Source organism: Pseudomonas sp. NPDC007930 (assembly GCF_042958985.1).
Classification (GTDB): Bacteria; Pseudomonadota; Gammaproteobacteria; order Pseudomonadales; family Pseudomonadaceae; genus Aquipseudomonas.
In genome coordinates this window covers 191,530-212,990 of sequence record NZ_JBIBKC010000005.1, presented here as the reverse complement: position 1 = coordinate 212,990, position 21,461 = coordinate 191,530, and the positions used below count along the sequence as shown (strand labels likewise).

Annotated in this window: 8 protein-coding genes; 6 read left to right on the top strand and 2 right to left on the bottom strand. The window is 70.5% G+C overall.

Translation table 11 applies throughout. The features are described from left to right. Positions 1–6 precede the first annotated feature (6 nt). The gene (locus ACFZCE_RS13560) at positions 7–933 is read left to right on the top strand and encodes a bile acid:sodium symporter (protein ID WP_390939707.1); all 927 of its coding nucleotides are present in this window, start codon (positions 7–9) and stop codon (positions 931–933) included. On the opposite strand, the gene ACFZCE_RS13555 is transcribed toward ACFZCE_RS13560, so the two are convergent. Further along, the gene (locus ACFZCE_RS13555; protein ID WP_390939705.1) at positions 934–2,802 is read right to left on the bottom strand and encodes an MFS transporter; all 1,869 of its coding nucleotides are present in this window, start codon (positions 2,800–2,802) and stop codon (positions 934–936) included. Positions 2,803–2,832: 30 nt separating this feature from the next. Continuing rightward, positions 2,833–4,005, bottom strand: a complete 1,173-nt coding sequence (locus ACFZCE_RS13550) for an MFS transporter (RefSeq protein ID WP_390939703.1) — start codon at positions 4,003–4,005, stop codon at positions 2,833–2,835. A gap of 95 nt (positions 4,006–4,100) precedes the next feature. Between ACFZCE_RS13550 and ACFZCE_RS13545 the strand changes: the two genes are divergently transcribed. The 5 genes from ACFZCE_RS13545 (at position 4,101) to ACFZCE_RS13525 (ending at position 21,282) form a co-directional block, all read left to right on the top strand. Beyond that, entirely contained in the window at positions 4,101–4,658 is a 558-nt protein-coding gene (locus ACFZCE_RS13545; protein ID WP_390939700.1) for a TetR/AcrR family transcriptional regulator C-terminal ligand-binding domain-containing protein, read from the top strand. Between the two features lie 268 nt (positions 4,659–4,926). Continuing rightward, positions 4,927–16,422, top strand: a complete 11,496-nt coding sequence (locus tag ACFZCE_RS13540; RefSeq protein ID WP_390939697.1) for a BapA/Bap/LapF family large adhesin — start codon at positions 4,927–4,929, stop codon at positions 16,420–16,422. 74 nt (positions 16,423–16,496) lie between these two features. Next, on the top strand, positions 16,497–17,912 hold the full coding sequence (locus ACFZCE_RS13535) for a TolC family outer membrane protein (RefSeq protein ID WP_390939981.1): 1,416 nt from the start codon (positions 16,497–16,499) through the stop codon (positions 17,910–17,912). Next, entirely contained in the window at positions 17,909–20,062 is a 2,154-nt protein-coding gene (locus ACFZCE_RS13530; protein WP_390939695.1) for a type I secretion system permease/ATPase, read from the top strand. The genes ACFZCE_RS13535 and ACFZCE_RS13530 overlap by 4 nt, the downstream gene beginning before the upstream one ends. Continuing rightward, a complete protein-coding gene (locus ACFZCE_RS13525) occupies positions 20,059–21,282 on the top strand; it encodes an HlyD family type I secretion periplasmic adaptor subunit (protein ID WP_390939693.1) in 1,224 nt (407 codons plus the stop codon). Before ACFZCE_RS13530 ends, ACFZCE_RS13525 begins: the two co-directional genes overlap by 4 nt. The last annotated feature ends 179 nt before the right edge of the window (positions 21,283–21,461 follow it).

Sequence of the window (21,461 nt, the reverse complement as noted above, 5' to 3'; positions counted from 1 at the left end):
TCATCCATGCGTGCCCTGGCCGCCCTCAGCCGCTTCGTCGGCAACACTTTCGCCTGGTGGGTGCTGTTGTTCGCCGTGCTGGCGTTTTTCTACCCTGGCGTGTTCATCGGTTTGAAGGCGGCCATCGTGCCGCTGCTGGGGCTGGTGATGTTCGGCATGGGGTTGACCCTCAAGCTCGATGACTTCGCCGCGGTGTTCCGCCAACCGTGGCGGGTTGGCCTGGGCTGCGTGGCCCACTTCGTGATCATGCCGGGGGTGGCCTGGCTGCTGTGCCAGGCGTTCCACCTGCCGGCGGAAATCGCCGTGGGGGTGATCCTGGTCGGTTGCTGCCCAAGCGGCACTTCCTCCAACGTGATGACCTGGCTGGCCAAGGGCGACCTGGCGCTGAGCGTGGCGATTGCCGCGGTCACCACCCTGATCGCCCCGCTGGCCACCCCGGCGCTGATCTGGCTGCTGGCCTCGGCGTGGATGCCGGTGTCGTTCTGGGAGATGTTCATCTCGATCCTGCAGTTCGTGATGCTGCCGATCGTGTTGGGCGTAGTGGCCCAGCGGCTGCTGGGCGAGAAGGTGCAACTGGCGGTGGATGTGCTGCCGCTGGTGTCGGTGGTCAGCATCGTGCTGATCGTCTGCGCGGTGGTGGCGGCCAGCCAGGCGAAGATCGCTGAATCCGGCCTGTTGATCATGGCCGTGGTGATCCTGCACAACAGCTTCGGTTACCTGCTTGGCTACGGCACCGCGCGGCTGTTCGGCCTGCCGCTGGCCCAGCGCAAGTCGCTGGCGCTGGAGGTCGGCATGCAGAACTCAGGCCTTGGCGCCGCCCTGGCGGCGGCGCACATCTCGCCACTGGCAGCGGTGCCCAGCGCGCTGTTCAGCGTGTGGCACAACATCAGTGGCGCGCTGCTTTCGACCTTCTTCCGCCGCCTCAAAGACTGATCAACGCACTTCGCCGCGCAGCGCCATCACGCGCTCGCGCATCACCCTGGGCACGGCTTCGTCGCTGCCCAGCGGTGCCCCCGCCACCACCGCCACCCTCGACCACCAGCGCCGGAACAGGCCCTTGTGCGGCGCGCGGCTGAAGAAACTGCCCCACAACCCCTGCAGCGCCAACGGGATCACCGGCACCGGGCTGGCCTTGAGGATGGTGTTCACCCCGCCCTTGAACTCGCTGATGTCACCGTCGGTGGTCAGCTTGCCCTCGGGGAAGATGCACACCAGCTCACCGGCGGCCAGGTACGCGGCCACCCGCGCAAAGGCGGCCTCGTACACCGCCAGGTCTTCGCCACGGCCCGCGATCGGCACCGCGCCGACAGTGCGGAAGACGAAGTTGAGCACCGGGATGTTGAAGATGCGGTAGTACATCACGAAGCGGATCGGCCGGCGGATGGCACCGGCCAGCAGCAGCGCGTCGACGAATGACACGTGGTTGCACACCAGCAGCGCCGCGCCTTCGTCGGGGATGTGGCGCAGGCCATGATGGCTGACCCGGTACATCGAATGGCTGAGCAGCCAGATCAAGAACCGCGCGGTGAACTCCGGCACGATGCTGAAGATGTACAGGTTGATGGCGATGTTCATCAGCGACACCACCAGGAACAACTGCGGGATCGACAACTTGGCCACGGCCAGCAAGAGGATCGCGACGATCGCCGAGACCACCATGAACAGCGCGTTGAGGATGTTGTTGGCGGCGATCACCCGGGCCCGCTCGCCCTCGGCGGTGCGCGACTGGATCAACGCATACAGCGGCACGATATAGAAGCCGCCAAACACCCCCAGGCCGAGAATCGCCAGCATCACCCACCAGGCCGAACCGATCGCCAGCACCTGCAGCCAGCCGTACGGCGCCGCCGCCGCCGGCACATGGCCCGAGGCCCACCACCAGAGCAGGCCGAACAGGGTCAGGCCGAACGAGCCGAACGGCACCAGGCCGATCTCCACCTTGCTCCCCGACAACCGCTCGCAGAGCAACGAGCCGGCGGCGATGCCCACCGAAAACACCGTGAGGATCAACGTCACCACGGTTTCGTCGCCGTGCAGCCAATCCTTGGCGTAGGTCGGAATTTGCGTGAGATAGATCGCCCCGACGAACCAGAACCACGAGTTGCCGAGTATCGACCGCGACACCGCTTCGGTCTGGCCCAGGCCCAACTTGAGCGTGCGCCAGGTTTGCCGGGGGATGTGCCAATCCAGCGCCAAGCCCGGGTTGGCCGCCGCTGCCGGCGGGATGAACTGGCTGGCGGCAAAGCCGGCCAGCGCGGTGCCGACGATGCCCAGCGCCACCGCGCCGGCGTAGTGCTCATGGCTCACCAGCACGCCAGCGCCAATGGTGCCGAGCAAAATCGCCAGGAAGGTGCCCATTTCCACCAGGCCGTTGCCGCCCACCAACTCATGGGGGTGCAGCGCCTGGGGCAGGATCGAATACTTCACCGGGCCAAACAGCGCCGAGTGCATGCCCATCGCGAACAGCGCCGCCAGCATCAGCGCCAGGTGGCCAAAGGCAAAGCCCGCCGCGCCCACCGCCATGATGCCCACCTCCGCCAGCTTGATCGCGCGGATCAAGCGGTGCTTGGCGAAGCGCTCGCCCAACTGCCCGGCCAAGGCCGAAAACAGAAAGAAAGGCAGGATGAACAGCAACGCACAGAGGTTGACCCACACCGTGCGATCGCCCTCCAGGGCGAGCTTGTAAAGGATGGCCAGGATCAACGACTGCTTGAACAGGTTATCGTTGAACGCCCCCAGTGACTGGGTAATGAAGAACGGAAGAAAACGCCGCGTGCGCAGCAGGCCGGCTTGTGAACTCATGGTCCTTGGGTGCTCAGGTTGCCTTAGGGGTCAGGCATTGGAACGCGCCGCACCGCGCACGCGCCACATTGCCAGCGCCGACAGCATACACAGCGCCAGTAACAAACTCGCGTAACCCTCGCTGGTGGGCACCAGGCCGAACTGCTTGACCAACAGCCCGGCCAGCAATGCCGGCAGGCAGAACGCCAGGTAACTGAGCACATAAAAGGCCGCCATCAGCCCGGCCCGCTCATGGGCGTGGGCCAGCGGCATCACGCTGCGCACCGCCCCGGCAAAGCCGGAGCCAAAGCCCGCCCCCGCAACCAGGGTGGCGATGAAGAACAGCCCCGCCTGGCCGCTGTGCACCGCCAGCAACAGCAGCACCAGGCCCAGCCCAAGCATCAGCGTGCCAAAGCCCAGCACCCAGGCCGGCGGGTGCTGGCGCAGGCGGTAGATGGCGGCGGCGCCGGCCAGGGTCAGGGTGGCCACCAGCGCCCCGGGCAACAGGTGGCTGTTCACCCCGGTGGTGGCGCGCACCAGGCCGGGCGCCAACGAGAGAAAGAACCCACCCAGCGCCCAGCAGGCGACATCCACCGGCAACGCCCGCCACAACGCGCTGCGTGCCTGCGGCGGCACCTGCACCGCCGGCTTGAGCGAGGCCAGCGCCCCCGGGGCGCGGCTCACGCTCTCGCCCAGGCGCGGCAACGCCAGCAGTTGCAAGGCGAACAGCAGCGCCATCAGCGCGTAGACCAAACGCATCGGCCACGGCCCGTACTCCACCAATACGCTGCAACCCAGCGCGCCGGCGGCCATGCCGAGCAACGGCGCGACGCTGTTGAGCAGCGGCCCGCTGGTTTTGTCACGGTCGATCAATGCCGCGCCCAACGCGCTGGTGGCCATGCCGGTGGCAAAGCCCTGCAGCGTGCGCGCGGCCAGCAACCAGGCCACGTTCGGCGCATGGAGAAACAGCCCCATCGCCGCCACCTCTAGCAGCAGCGCGCCACCGACCACCGGGCGCCGGCCGAGGTGGTCGGACAGCTTGCCGACGGTCAGCAGCGCCAGCAGCAGGCTCAGCGCGTACACGCCGAACACCAGCGTCAACATGGCCGGCGAAAAGCTCCAGGCCTGCTGGTACAGCGGGTACAACGGCGTGGGCGCGCTGGAGGCGGCCAAGAAGCACAGCAGGATAAAGGCCAGGTAAGCCAAGGACAGCCGCGGTGACATGATCATGCTTCCATAAAAGCTAAAGGTTTGCGTTAACCGGAAGTGTGCGCGCATTCCGCCGCTTAACGCAAACGCTTTGTGATAAGGTGGCACGCATGGCTATTCGAGAACCCATCCGCACCGGCGGGCGCAGTGCCCGCGTGCAACAATCGGTCCACCAGGCCGTGCGTGAGCTGCTGGCCAGCGAACCGCGCGAGAGCCTCACCGTGCCGATGATCGCCGCCCGCGCCGGGGTTACCCCGTCAACCCTCTACCGCCGGTGGGGCGACCTGGCCAGCCTGCTGGCCGACGCCAGCCTCGAGCGGCTGCGCCCCGACACCCCGCCAGCCAGCACCGGCAGCCTGCGCGGCGACCTGCTCGCCTGGACCGAGCAATACGTAGACGAACTCGGCTCGGCGCCAGGCCGGGCGATGATCCGGGACTTCGTGACCAGCGACCAAGGCTGCCAGTGCTCGAACATCCTGCGTGGGCAATTGCAGTGCATCGTCGACCGCGCCCTGGCCCGTGGCGAAGCCTGCCCCAGCGCCGAGCAACTGGTCGACCGCCTGGCCGCGCCGGTGGTGTACCGGGTGATGTTCGCCGAAGCGTTGCCCGAAGCCGAGCGTGTGCGCGGGTGGGTGGAGCATGCGTTGCTCGGCTGCACCCCAACATAATTCGTAACAAAACCAACACATAGCCTTCTGGCCCGCTCGCCCACGCAACGTTGGCGAGGCCCTGCCGCGGCACCCCGGCGCTGCTGGGCGAAGGGCCATCGGCACCCGGCAACACCGCCCGACGCAACCATTAGCACCCCAACCATTAGCCTCCTGATTAACTGGCCAAGCAAAGTCACCCTGCTATACCTGACCAAGGATCCAACTTTGCAAAAAGGTGTTTCCGGGAAGTTTCCCCATAGGAAGCCGGAAAAGGCAGGGAGTGATAATGGACAATATCGTCGTCGCCGATAAAGCCACCGAACAAGTGACCCAAGCCACCTGGGGCAATGTGCAACTGAACGGCCCCGGCGTGGTGCGGATGCCGGTTTCGCCCCAGCAAGTGGCCAGCGTGACCCGTAACGGGCAAGACCTGGTGGTCACCCTGAAAACCGGCGAGCGCACCACGGTGAACAACTTCTTCGCCAGCAACCCCGCCGGGCAAACCAGTGACATGGTGTTCCAGAGCGACGACGGCACCCTGTGGCAAGCGCAGTACGACACCCAGGCCTTCAACGGCTTTACCTTCGAAGAAATCACCTCGATCGACGAACTGCTGGCCGGCGCCGGGGTGATCGGCAGCGCCACCCCGGAATGGGCGATCGCCGGCCTTGGCCTGCTCGGTGCCGGTGGCGCCGCCGCGGCCGGGGCAGCGGTGGCCAACAGTGGCGGCAGCAGTGGCGGGGCGGGCGGCGGCGCCGCGGCCGGGCTGGAGGCCCCGACTGGCCTGGCCCTTTCGGCCGACGGCCTGACCGTCAGCGGCCGTGGCCAAGCCGGCACCACCGCCAGCGTGCGCGATGCCGCCGGCAACCTGCTGGGCAGCGCGGTGGTGGGCGCCGATGGCACCTTCCAGGTCAGCCTGCCCAGCGCCCAGCAGAACGGCGAAAACCTGACGGTAGACCTCACCGACAGCAGCGGTAACCAATCCCCGCCGGGCAACCTCAGCGCCCCCGACACCACCGCCCCCCCCGCCCCGGATTCACTCAACGTGAGCGCTGATGGCAACAGCGTCAGCGGCCGCGCCGAAGCAGGCGCCACGGTGCAGGTGCGCGACGCCGCTGGCAATGTGTTGGGCAGTGCCGTGGCCGGCGCCGACGGCGGCTTCAGCGTGGCCCTGGCCGCGCCGCAAGCCAATGGCCAGGTGCTCAGCATCACGGCGGTAGACCCCGCCGGTAACCCTTCGCCTGCCGCCGAGGTGACCGCGCCGGTGGTGACCGCCCCCGGCCAGGGCGATACCACCGCGCCGGCGCCGGCCACCGAGCTGGCGGTCAGCGCCAATGGTGGCCAGCTCAGCGGCCGCGGCGAAATGGGCGCCAGCGTGCAGGCCACCGCGCCCGATGGCAGCGTGCTGGGCACCGGCGTGGTCGGCGCCGATGGGCGATTCCTCATCAACCTGGCGCCACCGCCACAGGCCGGTGAGCCGTTGCAGGTGACCCTGCAAGACGCCGCCGGCAACACCTCGGGCAATGCCACGGTCAACGCGCCAGACCTCAGCGTGCCGGCCGCGCCCAGCGACTTGCTGCTCAGTGCCGACGGCCTGAGCCTGTCGGGGGTGAGCGGCGCCGGCGTGCGCATTCTGGTCCGCAATGCCTTGGGCCGGGTGATCGGCAGTGGCCGCGCCGGCGCCGATGGCCGTTTCAGCGTGGCCCTGGACAGCGCCCAGCTCAACGGCGAAGCACTCGACGTGACGGCCACCAATGCCGCCGGCACGCAGTCGGCGCCCAGCGCAATCAGCGCCGCCGACACCAGCGCGCCGGCGCCGGTCTCCGCACTGGTGGTCGCCGCCGACGGCGCCTCGCTCTCCGGCCGCGGCGAAGCCGGCGCCACGGTGAGCGTGCGCGACGCCGCCGGTAACCTGCTCGGCACCACCACGGTGCTGGCCAACGGCACCTTCGAACTGGCGCTCTCCCCCGCCGCGGCCCAGGGCAGTACGCTGGCCGTGGAACAGGCCGACGCCGCCGGTAACCGTTCTGAAAGCACCGCGGCCACGGCCACCGGCTTGGCCCCGGTAGCCCCCGCCAACGTCGCGGTGAGCAGCGATGGCAACAGCGTGACCGGCACCGGCACGCCAGGGCAAACCATCGAGGTGCGCGATGCCAGCGGCACGGTGATCGGCACCGCCACGGTGGATGCGAACGGTAACTTCAACGTGCCGCTGCCCAGCGCGCAAACCAATGGCCAGGTGCTCGACGTGGTCGCGCTGGATGGCGATGGCAACGCCTCGGTGACCACCCCGGTCAACGCCGCCGACAGCAGCGCCCCGGCCGCCGCCACGGGCCTGGTGGTCAGCAGCAATGGCCTGCTGCTCAGCGGCCGCGGCGAACCCGGCGCCACGGTGAGCGTGCGCAGCGCCGACGGCAGCCTGCTCGGCAGCGCGGTGGTCAACCCCAGCGGTAGCTTCGCGGTCAACCTGGCCACGGCGCAGACAAACGGGCAACCCCTGCAGGTGGCGCTGACCGACGCCGCCGGCAACACCTCCCTCCCAGCCACCGTGAGCGCCCCGGACCTCGACGGCAGCCTGGCCCTGAGCGGCCTGGCCCTGAGCAGCGACGGCCTGGTGCTGACCGGGCTGACCCAGGCCGGCGCCACCGTGCAGGTGCGCGACGCCTCCGGCAACCTGCTGGGCACCACCCAGGCCGGCGCTGGCGGGCAGTTCAGCCTTACCCTGGGCAGTGCCCAGAACAACGGCCAAACCCTGGCGGTCAGCGCCAACAACAGTGCCGGCGACAGCGCCCAGGCCAGCCTCACCGCCGCCGACACCTCGGCGCCGGCGGCGGTCAGCGGCTTAGCCCTGGATGCCAGCGGGCTTGAAGTCAGCGGCCAGGGCGAGCCCGGCGCGCGGGTCAGTGTGCGCGATGCCAACGGCACTGAGCTGGGCAGCGCGACGGTGGCCGCGAACGGCAGCTTCAGCGTGGCGCTGAGCGCCGCGCAGCTCAACGGCCAGGCCCTGAGCGTGGTGCAGGCCGACGCCGCCGGCAATGTTTCGCCGCCCGCGGCACTGGCCGCGGCAGACAACACCGCGCCGGCGGCGGTCACCGCGCTGGCCTTGAGCGGCGACGGCCTGGTGCTCAGCGGCCGCGGCGAAGCCGGCGCCAGCGTCACGGTGCGCGGCAGCGACGGCAGCCTGCTGGGCACGGCGCTGGTCGCGGCCAACGGCACCTTCGTGGTCAACCTCAGCAGCGCCCAGCTCAATGGCCAGGCGCTGAGCGTGACCCAGGCCGACCCCAGCGGCAACAGCTCAGCCGCCGCCAGCCTGAACGCGGCCGACCTCACCGCGCCCAACCCGCCCACGGTCGACGCCTTGAGCGGCGACGGCCTGGCCCTCAGCGGCCGCGGTGAAGCCGGCGCCACGGTAAGCGTGCGCAGCGCCGGCGGCACCCTGCTCGGCAGTGCCACGGTGGGCGCCGATGGCAGCTTCAGCGTGGGCCTGAATGCCGCCCAGCTCAACGGCGAGGTGCTGCAGGTGCGCCAGGCCGACGCCGCTGGCAACCTCTCGGCCAGCACCGCCTATACCGCCGCAGACGTCACCGCCCCGCCGGCGCCGAGCGCGCTGGCCCTCAGCGCCGACGGCAGCGTCCTCAGCGGGCGCGGCGAGGCCGGCGCCACGGTCACCGTGCGTGGCCCCGACGGCAGCCTGCTGGGCAGCGCCACGGTCGCCGCCAACGGCGTGTTCAGCCTCACCCTGAGCACGCCCCAGGTGGGCGGGCAAACCTTGACGGTGAGCGAGGCCGACGCCGCCGGCAACACCTCCGCCGCCACCGCGGTGAACGCGCCGGACTTCACCGCGCCCGCCACCCCCAGCCAGTTGCTGCTCAATGCCGAGGCCACCCTGCTCACCGGTGTGACCAGCGCCAACGCCAGCGTTGAGGTGCGCGGCGCCGACGGCAGCGTGATCGCCAGCGGCAGCAGCGGCGCCGATGGCGGCTTCAGCATTGCCCTGCCGGGTTATGCCAACGGCGAACGCTTCGAGGTCAGCGCCAGCCTCAACGGCAACACCTCCAGCGCCGCGGCCATTCAGGCGGCCGACAGCACCGCGCCGCAGGCGCCGAGCGAGGTGGCGATCAGCGCCGACGGCCTGACCATCACCGGCCGCGCGGAACCGGCCAGCACCGTTGAGGTGCGCAACGCCGGTGGCAGCGTGGTCGGCACCGCCACGGTGGGCGCCGATGGTAGCTTCAGCGTGGCCCTGGGCAGCGCCGCCAACGCCGGCGATGCGCTTGAGGTGGTGGCGATCGATGCCAGCAACAACGCCTCCGAGGCCGCCAGCGTGACCTTCACCGGCACCGAGCTGGCGGCGCCGTCGCAACTGGCGCTGGCCGCCGATGGCCTGAGCCTCACCGGCGTGGCCGTGGCCGGCAGCACCGTCACCGTGTTCAGCGCCGACGGCAGCAGCCTGGGCAGCGCCCGGGTACTGAGTAACGGGACCTTCCGGGTGAACCTGCGGCTGGCCCAGCTCAACGCGCAAACCCTGCACGTGAGCGCCAGCGACGACAGCGGCAACACCTCCACCGCTACGACCCTCACCGCCGCCGACAGCACCGCCCCGGACGCACCGGCAGGCCTTGCCTTCAGCGCCGGCGGCAGTGTCGTCAGCGGCCGCGGCGAGCCCGGCAGCAGCGTGACCATCAGCGCCGGCAACACCCTGCTGGGCAGCGGCACGGTAGGCGCCAACGGCCTGTTCAGCGTTACCCTGAGCAGCCCGCAAACCAACGGCCAGGCGCTCACCGCCAGCCTGACCGACGCGGCCGGCAATACCTCGCTGCCGGCCAGCTTCAACGCACCCGACCTCACCCCGCCCAGCGCCGCCGAGAACCTCACGCTCAACGCCGAAGGCACGGTGCTCAGCGGCCGTGGCGAAGCCGGCGCCACGGTCACCGTGCGCGACGCCGCCGGCAACCCCTTGGCCAGCGGCGTGGTGGACCAAAGCGGCAACTTCCAGGTCACCCTGCCGGCGGCGCAACTGAGCGGCGCCAGCCTGGCGGTCACCCTCACCGATGGCGCCGGTAATGCGTCGGCCCAGGCGTTGATCGCCAGCGCCGACCGCACCGCCCCGGATGCCCCCGCCGGTACCTTGATCAACGCGGCCGGCAGCGCCGTGAGCGGCCTCGGCGAGCCGGGCGCCACGGTCACTGTGCGCGGCGCCGACGGCAGCCTGCTCGGCAGCGCCGTGGTCGCCGCCGACGGTACCTTCAGCGTGGCCCTGAGCCCGGCCCAGGCCAACGGCCAGGCGCTGGCGCTGAACCAGGTCGACGCGGCCGGCAACACCTCGCCGGCGGCGGCCGTGCAAGCCCCGGACATCACTGCCCCGGCGCCGCTGCAAAACCTCGCGGTCAGCGCCGACGGCGGCACCCTCAGCGGCCACGGCGAACCCGGCGCCACGGTGACCGCCTACAGCAACAGCGGGGCCCTGCTGGGCAGCGCCAGCGTGGCCAGCGATGGTAGTTTCAGCCTCAACCTGAGCCCGGCCCAGCTCAATGCCGAGCTGATCGATGCGCGCCAGGCCGACGCCGCCGGCAACCTCTCGGCCTGGGCCAGCGCCAGCGCGCCGGACCTCACCCCGCCCGCCGCGCCGAGTGACCTCAGCCTGGCCAGCAGCGGCCTGCAACTGAGCGGGCGCGCCGAAGCCGGCAGCACCGTGGAGGTGCGCAGCGCCAACGGCGCCCTGCTCGGCAGCAGCCAGGCCGGCAGCGATGGCAGCTTCCAGCTCAGCCTGAGCAGCGCCCAGCTCAACGGCCAGTTGCTGAGCGTGACCGCCACCGACGCTGCGGGGAATGTGTCCAGCCCCAGCAGCCTGAACGCAGGCGACAGCACCGCGCCGGCTGCGGTCACTGGCCTGGCGCTGAGCGCCGATGGCCTGACCCTGGCCGGCTTCGGCGAGGCCAACGCGCAACTGGTGGTGCGCGACGCCAACGGCAGCGTGGTCGGTAACGGCAGTGTCGGCGCCAACGGGCGTTTCAGCCTGGCCCTGAACACCGCCACCAACGCCGGCAGCACCCTGACCGTGGTGGCCAGCGACGCCGCCGGCAACAGCTCGCCGCCGGCCAGCGTAACCGCCCCTGACGCGTTGGCGCCGAGCATCCCCAGCGAGCTGGCGCTGAGCAGCGACGGCCTGGCCCTGAGCGGCAGCGCCGAAGCCGGCAACAGCGTGCAAGTACGCGGCGCCAATGGTGCCCTGCTCGGCCAGGGCGTGGCCGACAGCAGCGGCCGCTTCAGCATCAACCTGAGCAGCGCGCAGCTCAACGGTGAACGGCTCAGCGTGACCGCCAGCGCCGGCGACGGCAGTGCCTCGCTGCCGGCCGACCTCACCGCAGCCGACCTCACCGCCCCCGGCGCCCTTAGCCAATTGGCCCTGGCCAACGACGGCGTGAGCTTCAGCGGCCGCGGCGAAGCCGGCGCCACGGTCACCGTGCTCGGCGAAGGCGGCCGCCTGCTGGGCAGCGCGCAGGTGGGCGACGATGGCCGCTTCAGCCTGGTATTGAACAGCGCCCAACTCAACGGCGAGCGCTTGAGCGCGGCCCAGGCCGATGCCGCCGGCAACGAGTCGGTGGCAGCTACGCTCAACGCGCCAGACCTGACCGCCCCACTCGCCCCCAGCGTGCTCAGCCTGAGCGCCGGCGGCGGGCTGCTCAGCGGCAGCGGCGAGGCCGGCAGCACGGTCAACGTGCGCGGCGCCGATGGCACGCTGCTGGGCAGCGCCACGGTGCGGGTAGACGGCAGCTTCCAGGTCACCCTCAGCCCGGCCCAGGCCAACGGCCAGGCGTTGGCGGTCACCCTCACCGATGCCGCTGGCAATGTCAGCGCCAGCACCCCCTGGGTCGCCCAAGACACCACCGCGCCCACTTCACTGACCGACCTGAGCATCGCCGCCGACGGCGCCACGATCAACGGCCGCGGCGAAGCCGGGGCCACGGTGACCGTGTACAACAGCCTCGGCAGCCCGCTGGGGAGCACCACGGTGGCGGCCAACGGCAGCTTCAGCCTGGTGCTGGGCACGCCGCTGGCCAACGCCGAATTGCTCACCCTCAGCCAGGCCGACGCCGCCGGCAACGTATCGCCCAGCGCCACCCTCAGCGCACCCGACCTGACCGCCCCCGACCCACTGCTGAACGTGGCGATCAACGCCGCCGGCGCGCTGGTTACCGGCAGCGGTGAACCCGGCGCCACGGTGACCGTGAAAAACGCCGCCGGGGTACTGCTGGGCAGTACCGTGGTGCTGGCCAACGGCAGCTTTGCCGTGGCCCTGCTGCCGCCGCAGATCAACGCCGAGGTGCTCAGCGTGCAGCAGGCCGACCCACCCGGCAACATCAGCAGCTCGGTGGCGATCGGCGCCCCCGACCTGACCCCGCCCGACGCCGCGCTGGGCCTGCGGCTGGACGCCGGCAGCGAGCTCAGCGGGCGCGGCGAGGCCGGCGCCACGGTGAACGTGTACAGCACCGCCGGCACCCTGCTGGGCAGCGGCGTGGTGGCCGCCAATGGCACGTTCAGCGTCAGCCTCAGCCCGGCGCAAAGCAACGGCCAACGGCTCAGCGTGAGCCTGACCGACGCCGCCGGCAACGTGTCGGCCCTGGCCAGCCTGACCGCGGCGGACACCACCGCGCCGCTGCCGCCGGTGGCCGTGCTGGCCGTGGGCGGCAGCCAGGTCGAAGGCAGCGGCGAGGCGGGCGCCACGGTCAATGTGCGCGCGCCCGACGGCACCCTGCTGGGCAGCGCCACGGTGGCCGCCGACGGCAGCTTCAGCGTGGCCCTGAGCAGCCCGCAACAGAACGGCCAAGTGCTGGCGGTGACCCTCACCGACGCCAGCAACAACACCTCCACGGCCCTGAGCCTGGCCGCCCCGGACCTCACCGCCCCTGCCGCGCCAGTGGCCACCGCGCTGAGCGCCGACGGCCTGACCCTCAGCGGCACCGGCGAGGCGGGCGCCACCTTGGTAGTGCGCAGCGCCAGCGGGGTGGAATTGGGCAGCACCCAGGTGGCCGCCAACGGCACCTTCAGCGTGGGCCTGAGCGCCGCCCAGCTCAACGGCCAGGTGCTCACCGTGGTGCAGGCCGACGCCGCCGGCAACCTCTCGCTGCCAAGCCTGTATACGGCCGCCGACACCACCCCACCGGCCGAAGCCAGCCTGCTGGCCTTGAGCGCCAACCGCCTGCAACTGGCAGGCGTGGGCGAGGCCGGCGCCACGGTGAGTGTGCGCGGCAGCAACGGCGCCCTGCTCGGCAGCGGCACGGTAAATGCCAGCGGCGCGTTCATCGTGACCCTGAGCAGCGCCGCCGCCGGCGGCAGCACCCTGCAGGTGACCCTCACCGATACGGCCGGCAACAGCAACGCCGGGGTCGGCTTCAACGTGCCGGCGCTGGTGGTGGCCGCGCCCACCGGGCTGGCCTTGAGCGCCGACGGCCTGAACCTGATCGGCCTGGCCGAAGCCGGCACCACGGTGACCGTGTATAACGCCGCCGGTACCGCGCTGGGCAGCGCGCAAACCTCGGCGCTGGGCACCTTTTCAGTGAACTTGAGCAACGCCCAGCTCAACGGCCAGGCCCTGCACGTGGTGGCCAGCAGCGGCGCCGTGAGCTCGGTGGGCAGCCCTTTCCTCGCCCCCGACAGCACCGCCCCGCTGGCCCTGGCCGACCTGGCGGTCAGCGCCAACGGCAGTTTGCTCACCGGCAAGGGCGAAGCCGGCGCGACCGTGACCGTGCGCGGCAGCAACGGCGCGGCGCTGGGTAGCGCGGTGGTCGCCAGCGATGGCACGTTCAGCCTGCTGCTGAGCACGCCCCAGGCCAACGGCCAGTTGCTCAGCGCCAGCCAGGCCGATGCCGCCGGCAACGTCTCGGCCAGCGCCAGCGTCAGCGCGCCCGACATCACCCCACCCAACGCCGCCACCGCGCTGGCGATCAATGCCAGCGGCCTGTTGCTCAGCGGCAGCGGCGAGGCCGGCGCCAGCGTGCGGGTGTACAGCGCCAGCGGCGCCTTGCTCGCCAGTGGCAGCGTGAACGCCAGCGGTACCTTCAGCATCACCCTGCCCAGCGCCCAGCTCGACGGCCAGGTGCTCAGCGTGCGCCTGGTCGACGGCGCCAACAACACCTCGCTGGCCAGCACCGTCACCGCCCTCGACACCACCGCGCCCGCGGCGCCCAGCGCGGTGGCGATCAACGCCAGCGGTACGCTGGTCAGCGGCAGCGGCGAGCCCGGCGCCAGCGTGGCCATCCGCAGTGCCAGCGGCGCCCTGCTCGGCACCGGCACGGTGGCGGCCAACGGCAGCTTCAGCGTGGCGCTGGCGGCGGCGCAGATCAACCTGCAGGCGCTGAGCGTGACCCTCACCGACGCCGCCGGCAACGTCTCTGCCGCAGCCAGCGTGATCGCCCCGGACCTGACCCCGCCGGCCGCCGCCAGCGCCCTGGTGGTCGGCGCCGACGGCCTGAGCCTGACCGGCAGCGGCGAAGCCGGCGCTACGGTCACCGTGCGCAGCGCCAGTGGCAGCGTGCTCGGCACCGCCACGGTGGCCAGCAATGGCGTGTTCTCGGTCACCCTGGGCAGCGCCCAGGTCAACGGCGAAGCCCTGACCGTGACCCTGCGCGACGCCGCCGGCAACCTCTCCAGTGCCGCCAGCGTGAGCGCGCCAGACATCGACGCCAACACCCCGGTGGTGGCCAGCGATAACCTCACCACCGCCCAGGTGGTGCTCACCCCGGTCAGTACCAGCCGCACCTACACCGACAGCTTCACCACCGTGCTCAGCGGCTTTTCGAAAACCTTCACCTTCAGCGTGGCCGCCGGCAACAGCATCGACCCCACCCTGACCCTCAGCGCCGGCAGCCTGGTGTCGTTGCTCAACGGCGTGGTCTATACCCTGCAGGTCAAGGATGCCAGCGGCAACTGGGTGACCCTGTCGGTCAATGGCAGCGGCGGCCTGCTCGACCTGGTCGCGCTCGGCAGCCAGGGCGTGCGGGTAGACATCGGCACCCTGCTGGCCGGGGACTACCGCCTGGTGGTCAGCAGCACCGGGATTGGCGTGCTCACCACCGTGAGCACCACCTTCCAGACCGCCATCACCAGCCTGACCCAGTTCACCGGGGTGGGCACCGCGGTGAGCGGCAACGTCATCACCGACCCGGGCACTGACGGCAGCCGCGATGTCACCGGCCCGGACAACGGCGCCCAGTTGGCAGTGCTCAAGGGCGGCAGCTATGTCGCCGCCACTGCCGCTGGCACCGTGGTGCAAGGGCTGTACGGCAGCCTCACCCTGCACGCCGACGGCAGTTACACCTACACCCCCAACGGCAGCGCCAGCAGCGTGGGCAAGGTCGATGTGTTCAGCTACAGCCTGGCCCACCCCAACGGCCTGAGCGCCACCGCCACCCTCTATGTGCGCATCGACAGCCCCCAGGCCACGGAAATCTGGAGCAACAGCGACCTGGCGGCGCCAGCCACGGTGGTCGACGCCACCTACGATGTGGCCAGCACGGCCATCAGCCTGGCCGCCCGGGAAGTCACCAGCAGCACCGCGCTGGGCACCCTCAACCTGCCACTGCTGGGCAGCGCCACGCAAACCTGGAGCACCAGCGTGGCCACTGGCGCGGTCAGCGACCTGACCGTGAACCTCACTGCCAGCAACCTGCTCAGCGTGCTCGGCGGGTTGTCGCTGAGCCTGTACAAACAGAACGCCAGCGGCGGCTGGGACCTGGTGCGCACCTACAGCGGCAACAACCTGCTGGCCCTGGGCGGCGGCAGCTATGGCGCGACCTTCAGCGGCCAGGCCGCGGGCAACTACCAGATCAAGCTCAGCGGCGGCGGCCTGAGCGTGCTCAGCAGCGTGACCGCCAGCCTCTCCAACCACGCCACCTACGCCGGCCAGCAGGTGGTCAGCAGCTACACCCCGGTGGCCGGCAACCTGCTCACCGACACCGCTGGCGGCGGCGCCGACCTGCTCGGCTCGCCGTTCACCGTGCTCAGCGTGCTGGTGGCCGGCAACTACGTGGTGCCCGGCTACAACGGCACCAGCATCAGCGGCACCTACGGCACCCTGCTGGTGAAGGCCGATGGCAGCTACAGCTACACCCTCAACAGCGGCCTGGACAGCAGCGTGATCGGCCACCAGGACGTGTTCACCTACGAGCTGACCCACCCCAACGGCAGCAGCGACGTCGCTACCCTGACCATCAGCCTCAACCAGGCGGGCGCCGCCCTCGCCAGCCAAAGCTTCGCCGCCTTGGCGCTGGCCGACGACGGCGCCGCGCACGCCGCCGTGGCCGCCGCCAGCAGCAGCGAGGCGGTGCTGCAGGGCACCGACGGCAACGACACCCTCGACGGCAGCCAAGGTGGGCACATCACCCTCAATGGCGGCGCCGGCAACGACACGCTGATCATCGTCGACCAGCAGTTCGCTTCGATCGACGGCGGCAGCGGCACCGACACCCTGCTGTGGGCCGGCGGCGATGCCAGCATCGACCTGGGCAACCTGGCCAGCCGTATCCACAACATCGAAGTGCTCGACCTCAACACCACCAGCTCGGTGAACCTCACCCTCAGCCTGGCCGACCTGGTGGCGATCACCGAGGCCGACCGCAGCACCCTGCTGATCAAGGGCAACGCCGGCGACAGTGTGCACATGAGCGGCAGTTGGGCCGCCGACGGCACGCAAACCGCCGACGGCCTGACCTACACCCAATACACCCCGCAAGAGGACCCGACCCATCACCTGTGGGTGCAGAACGGCATTCACGTTGTCTAGCTCGCAAGCTCCCCGGTGCCGCGGCGCCGGGGCGTTTCCATCAGTAAGGACGCCTTGTGAAACCCGCTCGCACGCTGAACGCTTCTACATTGCTGCTGTGCCTGTTCCCGTTGTTTCACAGCCACCCCACGCGGGCGGCCGACACCCTTGACCCGGCCTTGCGCCGGCTCAGCCCCAGCCAACTGCACGGCGCCCCGGCCGAGGTACCGGCGCGCCCGCCGCCGCACGCCAGCGGCAGCGCCGGCGAGCAACCGTTGAGCCTGGCCGAGGCGGTGGCCCTGGCCGCGCAGTGGCACCCGAGCATCGCCGAGGCGATCGGCACCCTCAACCAGCAGGGCGAGGGCATCAACGTGGCCGAAGCCGGCTACTACCCGCAGGTCAGCGGTGGGATCAAAGCCGGGGTCGACAGCGGCTACAACGGTGCCCGCGGCACCCAGGCGTTGTCGCTGTCGCTCAAGCAAATGCTTTACGACTTCGGCAAAGTGCGCAGCGGGGTAGACGTGGCCCGGGCCAAGACCGCGCGGGCCCAGGCGAACATCCTGCTGGCGGTGGACCAGGTGGCCCGCGACACCGCCTACGCCTTTATCGAAACCCGCCGCTACGAACAGTTGCTCGATGAAGCCCGCGAACAGGTCAGCGGCATCGGTGCGATCGTGACCCTCGCCGAGCAGCGCGCCGAGATGGGCGCCAGCACCCGCTCCGATGCCGTGCAGGCGCAGTCCCGCGCCGACGGCGCGCGGGCGCTGCTGCAGGAGTACAAGGCCCAGGCCGCGCGCTGGCAGGCGACCCTGCAAAACCTCTTGGGGCGCAGCTACCTGCCGGCGCTGAGCCCGGCACCGGCCAATGCCCTGCAGCAGGCCTGCGCCGCCGAACCCGGCGCCGGCGACACCCAGCCCGCGGTGCTGGCGGCCCTGGCCCAGCGCAGCGAAGCCCGCGCCGAACTGGCCCAGGCCAAGGCCCAGGCGTTCCCGACGCTGTCGCTGGAGCCGACGGTCAACCATTACCTGGACAACGACTACGACCGCGACAACCCTTACATCGACCGCACCCAGGCCGGGATCTACCTGAACCTGGAGGTGCCGATCTACCAGGGCGGCGCCACCAGCGCGCGCAGCCGCGCCGCCGGCCATGCCCTGAGCGCGGCCGATTCGGCCGAAGACGCCGCGCGCCTGCAAGCCCGCCAGGGGCTCAGCGAGGCGCAGGCGCAAACCGCCGGGCTGGGCCTGCGCCTGCAGGCCTTGCAGTCGCGCCAGAGCAGCATCCGCGAGGCGCGCGCGCTGTACGAGCGGCAGTACCTCGACCTCGGCACCCGGCCGCTGCTCGACCTGCTCAATGCCGAGCAGGAGATCCACCAGGCGCGCTTCGACCTGGCCAACACCCTGGCCGACCAGCAACGCTTGAATGTCGACTGCCTGTATAACCGTGGCGCCCTGCGCCGTGTGCTGGGCCTGGAAGGCCAGGCCGTGCAAGGCGTGGAGATCCTGCCATGAACGACGCTGTACGCTTGCCCCCCGCCGGGCCCGGAAGCGATGTGCCTGCCCTCGGGCCCTGGCTCGAGGCGATTTTGCGGGTGGCTGGGCATTACCGCCTGGATGTCTCCCCGCAGCGCATCGAGCTGGCCGCCGCCGCTGCCCCCGGCGAAGACGAAGGGGTGCGGCGCATGGCCCGCCAGGCCGGGCTGTCGGTGCGCTTCACCCGCCTCGACCGCGAGGCGCTGAGCCCCTGGCGGCTGCCGCTGGTGGTGCAGTGCGAGGGGGGCCAGATCGGCGTGCTCGAAAGCATCGCCGCCGACGGCGCGCTGGGCCTGGCCTTCAGTGGCGACGAAGGCCTGCAAAGCCGTGCCGAGCCCGAAGCGCTGCTCGCCCGCACCCTGCGCGTGGCGGTGCTGCGCCCGGCGCGGCCGCTGCGCGACGTGCGCACCGACGACTACACCGCGCCCTACGACGAACACTGGTTCCGCCGCATCGTGCTGCGCGACCTGCGCCCCTACGCGCAGGTGATGCTCGCCTCGCTGGTGGCCAACCTGCTGGCGATGGCCGGGGTGCTGTTCTCGATGCAGGTGTACGACCGGGTGATCCCGGCGCAGTCGCTGCCCACCCTCTACGTGTTGTTCGGCGGGGTGTTCCTGGCGCTGCTGTTCGACCTGCTGATGCGCCTGTTGCGCCTGCGCATCACCGACCTGCTCGGCAAGCGCGCCGACCTGCGGGTCAGCGACCTGGTGTTCGGCCATGCCTTGCGCCTGCGCAACTCGGCGCGGCCGAAGTCCACTGGCTCGTTCATCGCCCAGTTGCGCGAGCTGGAGCAGATCCGCGACCTGATCACCTCCAGCACCGCCACCGCGCTGGCGGACTTGCCGTTCTTCTTGATGTTCCTCGGGGTGTTCTACCTGATCGGCGGGGTGTTGGTGCTGGTGCCGTTGTTCGCCCTGGTGGCGATGCTGCTGCCGGGGCTGCTGGCCCAGCGCCGGCTGGCGCGGCTGGCCAACGCGTCGATGCGTGAGGCGGCGCTGCGCAATGCGCTGCTGGTCGAGAGCATCCAGGGCCTGGACGACATCAAGGCGTTGCAGGCCGAGGCGCGCTTCCAGCAGCAGTGGAACCATTACAACGCCGCCTGCGCCCAGAGCGGCCTGCAACTGCGCGGGCTGACCAACGCCCTGGTGGCCTGGACGCAAAGCGTGCAGGGCGCGGTGTACGCGATCGTCATCGTGGTCGGCGCGCCGCTGGTGATCCACGGCGACATGACCACCGGCGCGCTGGTGGCGGCGTCGATCCTCAGCTCGCGGATGATGGCGCCGCTGGCGCAACTGACCACCGTGCTGACCCGCTGGCAGCAGGCCAAGGTCGCCCTGCAAGGGCTGAACCGGCTGATGCAGGCGCCGGTCGACCACCCCGAACACAGCGCCCGGGTGCACCTGGCGGCGATCAACGGCGAATACCGGCTGCGCGACATTGCCTTTCGCTACAGCCCTGAGGCGGCGCCGGCGCTGCGGGTAGCGCAGTTGGACATCGCCCCCGGCGAGCGGATCGCCGTGCTCGGCCGTAACGGTGCGGGTAAATCGACCCTGCTGCAGGCCCTGGGCGGCGCGATGGACCTCGCCCAGGGCGAGATCAGCCTCGACGGCATCGCCCTCGCCCACCTCGACCCCGCCGACCTGCGCCGCGACGTCGGCCTGCTGCAACAGCATGCGCGGCTGTTCCACGGCACCCTGCGCGAGAACCTCAGCGCCGGCGCCGGCCAGGCCAGCGACCAGGAAATCCTCGCCGCGCTCAACGCCACTGGCGCGCTGGAGTTCGTGCGGCAGTTGCCCAAGGGCATGGACCATTTGATCCTCGAAGGCGGCCTGGGGCTCTCGGGTGGGCAGCGGCAGAGCCTGGTGCTGGCGCGCCTGCTGCTGCGCCAGCCGCAGATCTTGCTGCTCGACGAGCCCACCGCGGCGCTGGACGACGTCAGCGAGCGGCGCCTGCTCGATAACCTCTGGGCCTGGAGCCAAGGGCGCACGCTGATCATCGCCACGCACCGGTTGAGCGTGTTGCAGCGGGTCGACCGGGTCATCGTGCTAGACAACGGCCAGGTGGCCATCGACGGCCCGCGCGACGCTGCCCTGGCGCGCCTGCGCGGCGCACAGGGGGGCCAGCCATGAACCCACTCAGCGCGCCGGCCACGCTGCCGGCCCAGCCGCCCCGCGCCACCGGCGGCGGTTCTTACCTCGACGGCGACGACGACCGCGCGCTGGCCGGCGCGGGCCGGGTGATCGGCCTGTGCGCGGCGATGCTCGCCTGCTTTCTGGCCTGGGCCGCCTGGTTCGAGGTGGTGGAGGTGTCTACCGGCACCGGCAAGGTGATCCCCAGCTCCCGCGAGCAGGTGATCCAGTCCCTCGAAGGCGGCATCGTCGCGCAGTTGAACGTGCACGAGGGGGACCTGGTCGAGCGCGACCAGGTGCTGGCCCAGCTCGACCCGACCAAAACCGAGTCGACCGTGGGCGAAAGCGAGGCCCGCTACCGCGCCGCCCTGGCCAGCGTGGCGCGGCTGCAGGCCGAGGTCGGCGGCACGCCGCTGGCGTTCCCGCCAGCGCTGGCCGCCTGGCCGCAGCTGACCCGCGCCGAAACCGAGCTGTACAACACCCGCAAGCGCGGCCTGGACGCTACCCTGGCCGGCATCGCCAGTTCGCTGAAGCTGGTCAGCGACGAGCTGGCGATCACCGAAAACCTCGCCAAGATCGGCGCCTCCAGCCGCGTCGAAGTGCTGCGCCTGAACCGCCAGCGCTCGGAGCTGCAGCTCAAGGCCACCGAGGCGAAATCCGACTACATGGTGCGCGCCCGCGAAGAACTGGCCAAGGCCAACGCCGAGGCCAGCCTGCAAGCGGCGGTGATCCGCGGGCGCAACGACTCGCTGCAACGGCTGACGGTGCGCTCGCCGGTGCGGGGGATCGTCAAGGGCATCGAGGTGAACACCGTGGGCGGGGTGGTACCGCCCAACGGCCAGTTGATGCAGATCGTGCCCATGGACGAAAACCTGCTGATCGAAACCCGCATCCAGCCCCGCGACATCGCCTTCATCCACCCAGGGCAAGAGGCCAAGGTGAAGCTCAGCGCCTACGACTATTCGGTGTACGGCAGCCTTGACGGCCAAGTGGTGACGATCTCGCCCGATACCATCCAGGATGAGGTCAAGCGTGAGGAGTTCTACTACCGGGTGTACATCCGCACCACCGCCAACGCCCTGCGCAACAAGGCCGGCAAGGCCTTCGCGATCGTGCCGGGGATGGTTGCCACGGTAGACATCCGCACCGGCGAGAAAACCGTGCTGGATTACCTGATCAAGCCGCTGAACCGGGCGCGGGAGGCGTTGCGTGAACGGTAAGGGCCTGACTGGCCCATCGCCCGGCACAGCCGGAGTGCTGTTCACTTAAGCCATTTCAGGACTTCATGGAGGGGATCGATCTGTGAGCCCTGCTGATTTTGTGCATGAGCTTCAGGGCCCATCGCCCGGCACAGCCGGCCTCCCACGGGTTCTATGTTGCCAAGTAAATCAATCACTTA

Coding starts and splice junctions, on each gene's coding strand:
- ACFZCE_RS13560 (WP_390939707.1), top strand. CDS start 7: ATGCGTGCCCTGGCCGCCCTCAGCCGCTTCGTCGGCAACACTTTCGCC.
- ACFZCE_RS13555 (WP_390939705.1), bottom strand. CDS start 2,802: ATGAGTTCACAAGCCGGCCTGCTGCGCACGCGGCGTTTTCTTCCGTTC.
- ACFZCE_RS13530 (WP_390939695.1), top strand. CDS start 17,909: ATGAACGACGCTGTACGCTTGCCCCCCGCCGGGCCCGGAAGCGATGTG.
- ACFZCE_RS13545 (WP_390939700.1), top strand. CDS start 4,101: ATGGCTATTCGAGAACCCATCCGCACCGGCGGGCGCAGTGCCCGCGTG.
- ACFZCE_RS13550 (WP_390939703.1), bottom strand. CDS start 4,005: ATGTCACCGCGGCTGTCCTTGGCTTACCTGGCCTTTATCCTGCTGTGC.
- ACFZCE_RS13540 (WP_390939697.1), top strand. CDS start 4,927: ATGGACAATATCGTCGTCGCCGATAAAGCCACCGAACAAGTGACCCAA.
- ACFZCE_RS13525 (WP_390939693.1), top strand. CDS start 20,059: ATGAACCCACTCAGCGCGCCGGCCACGCTGCCGGCCCAGCCGCCCCGC.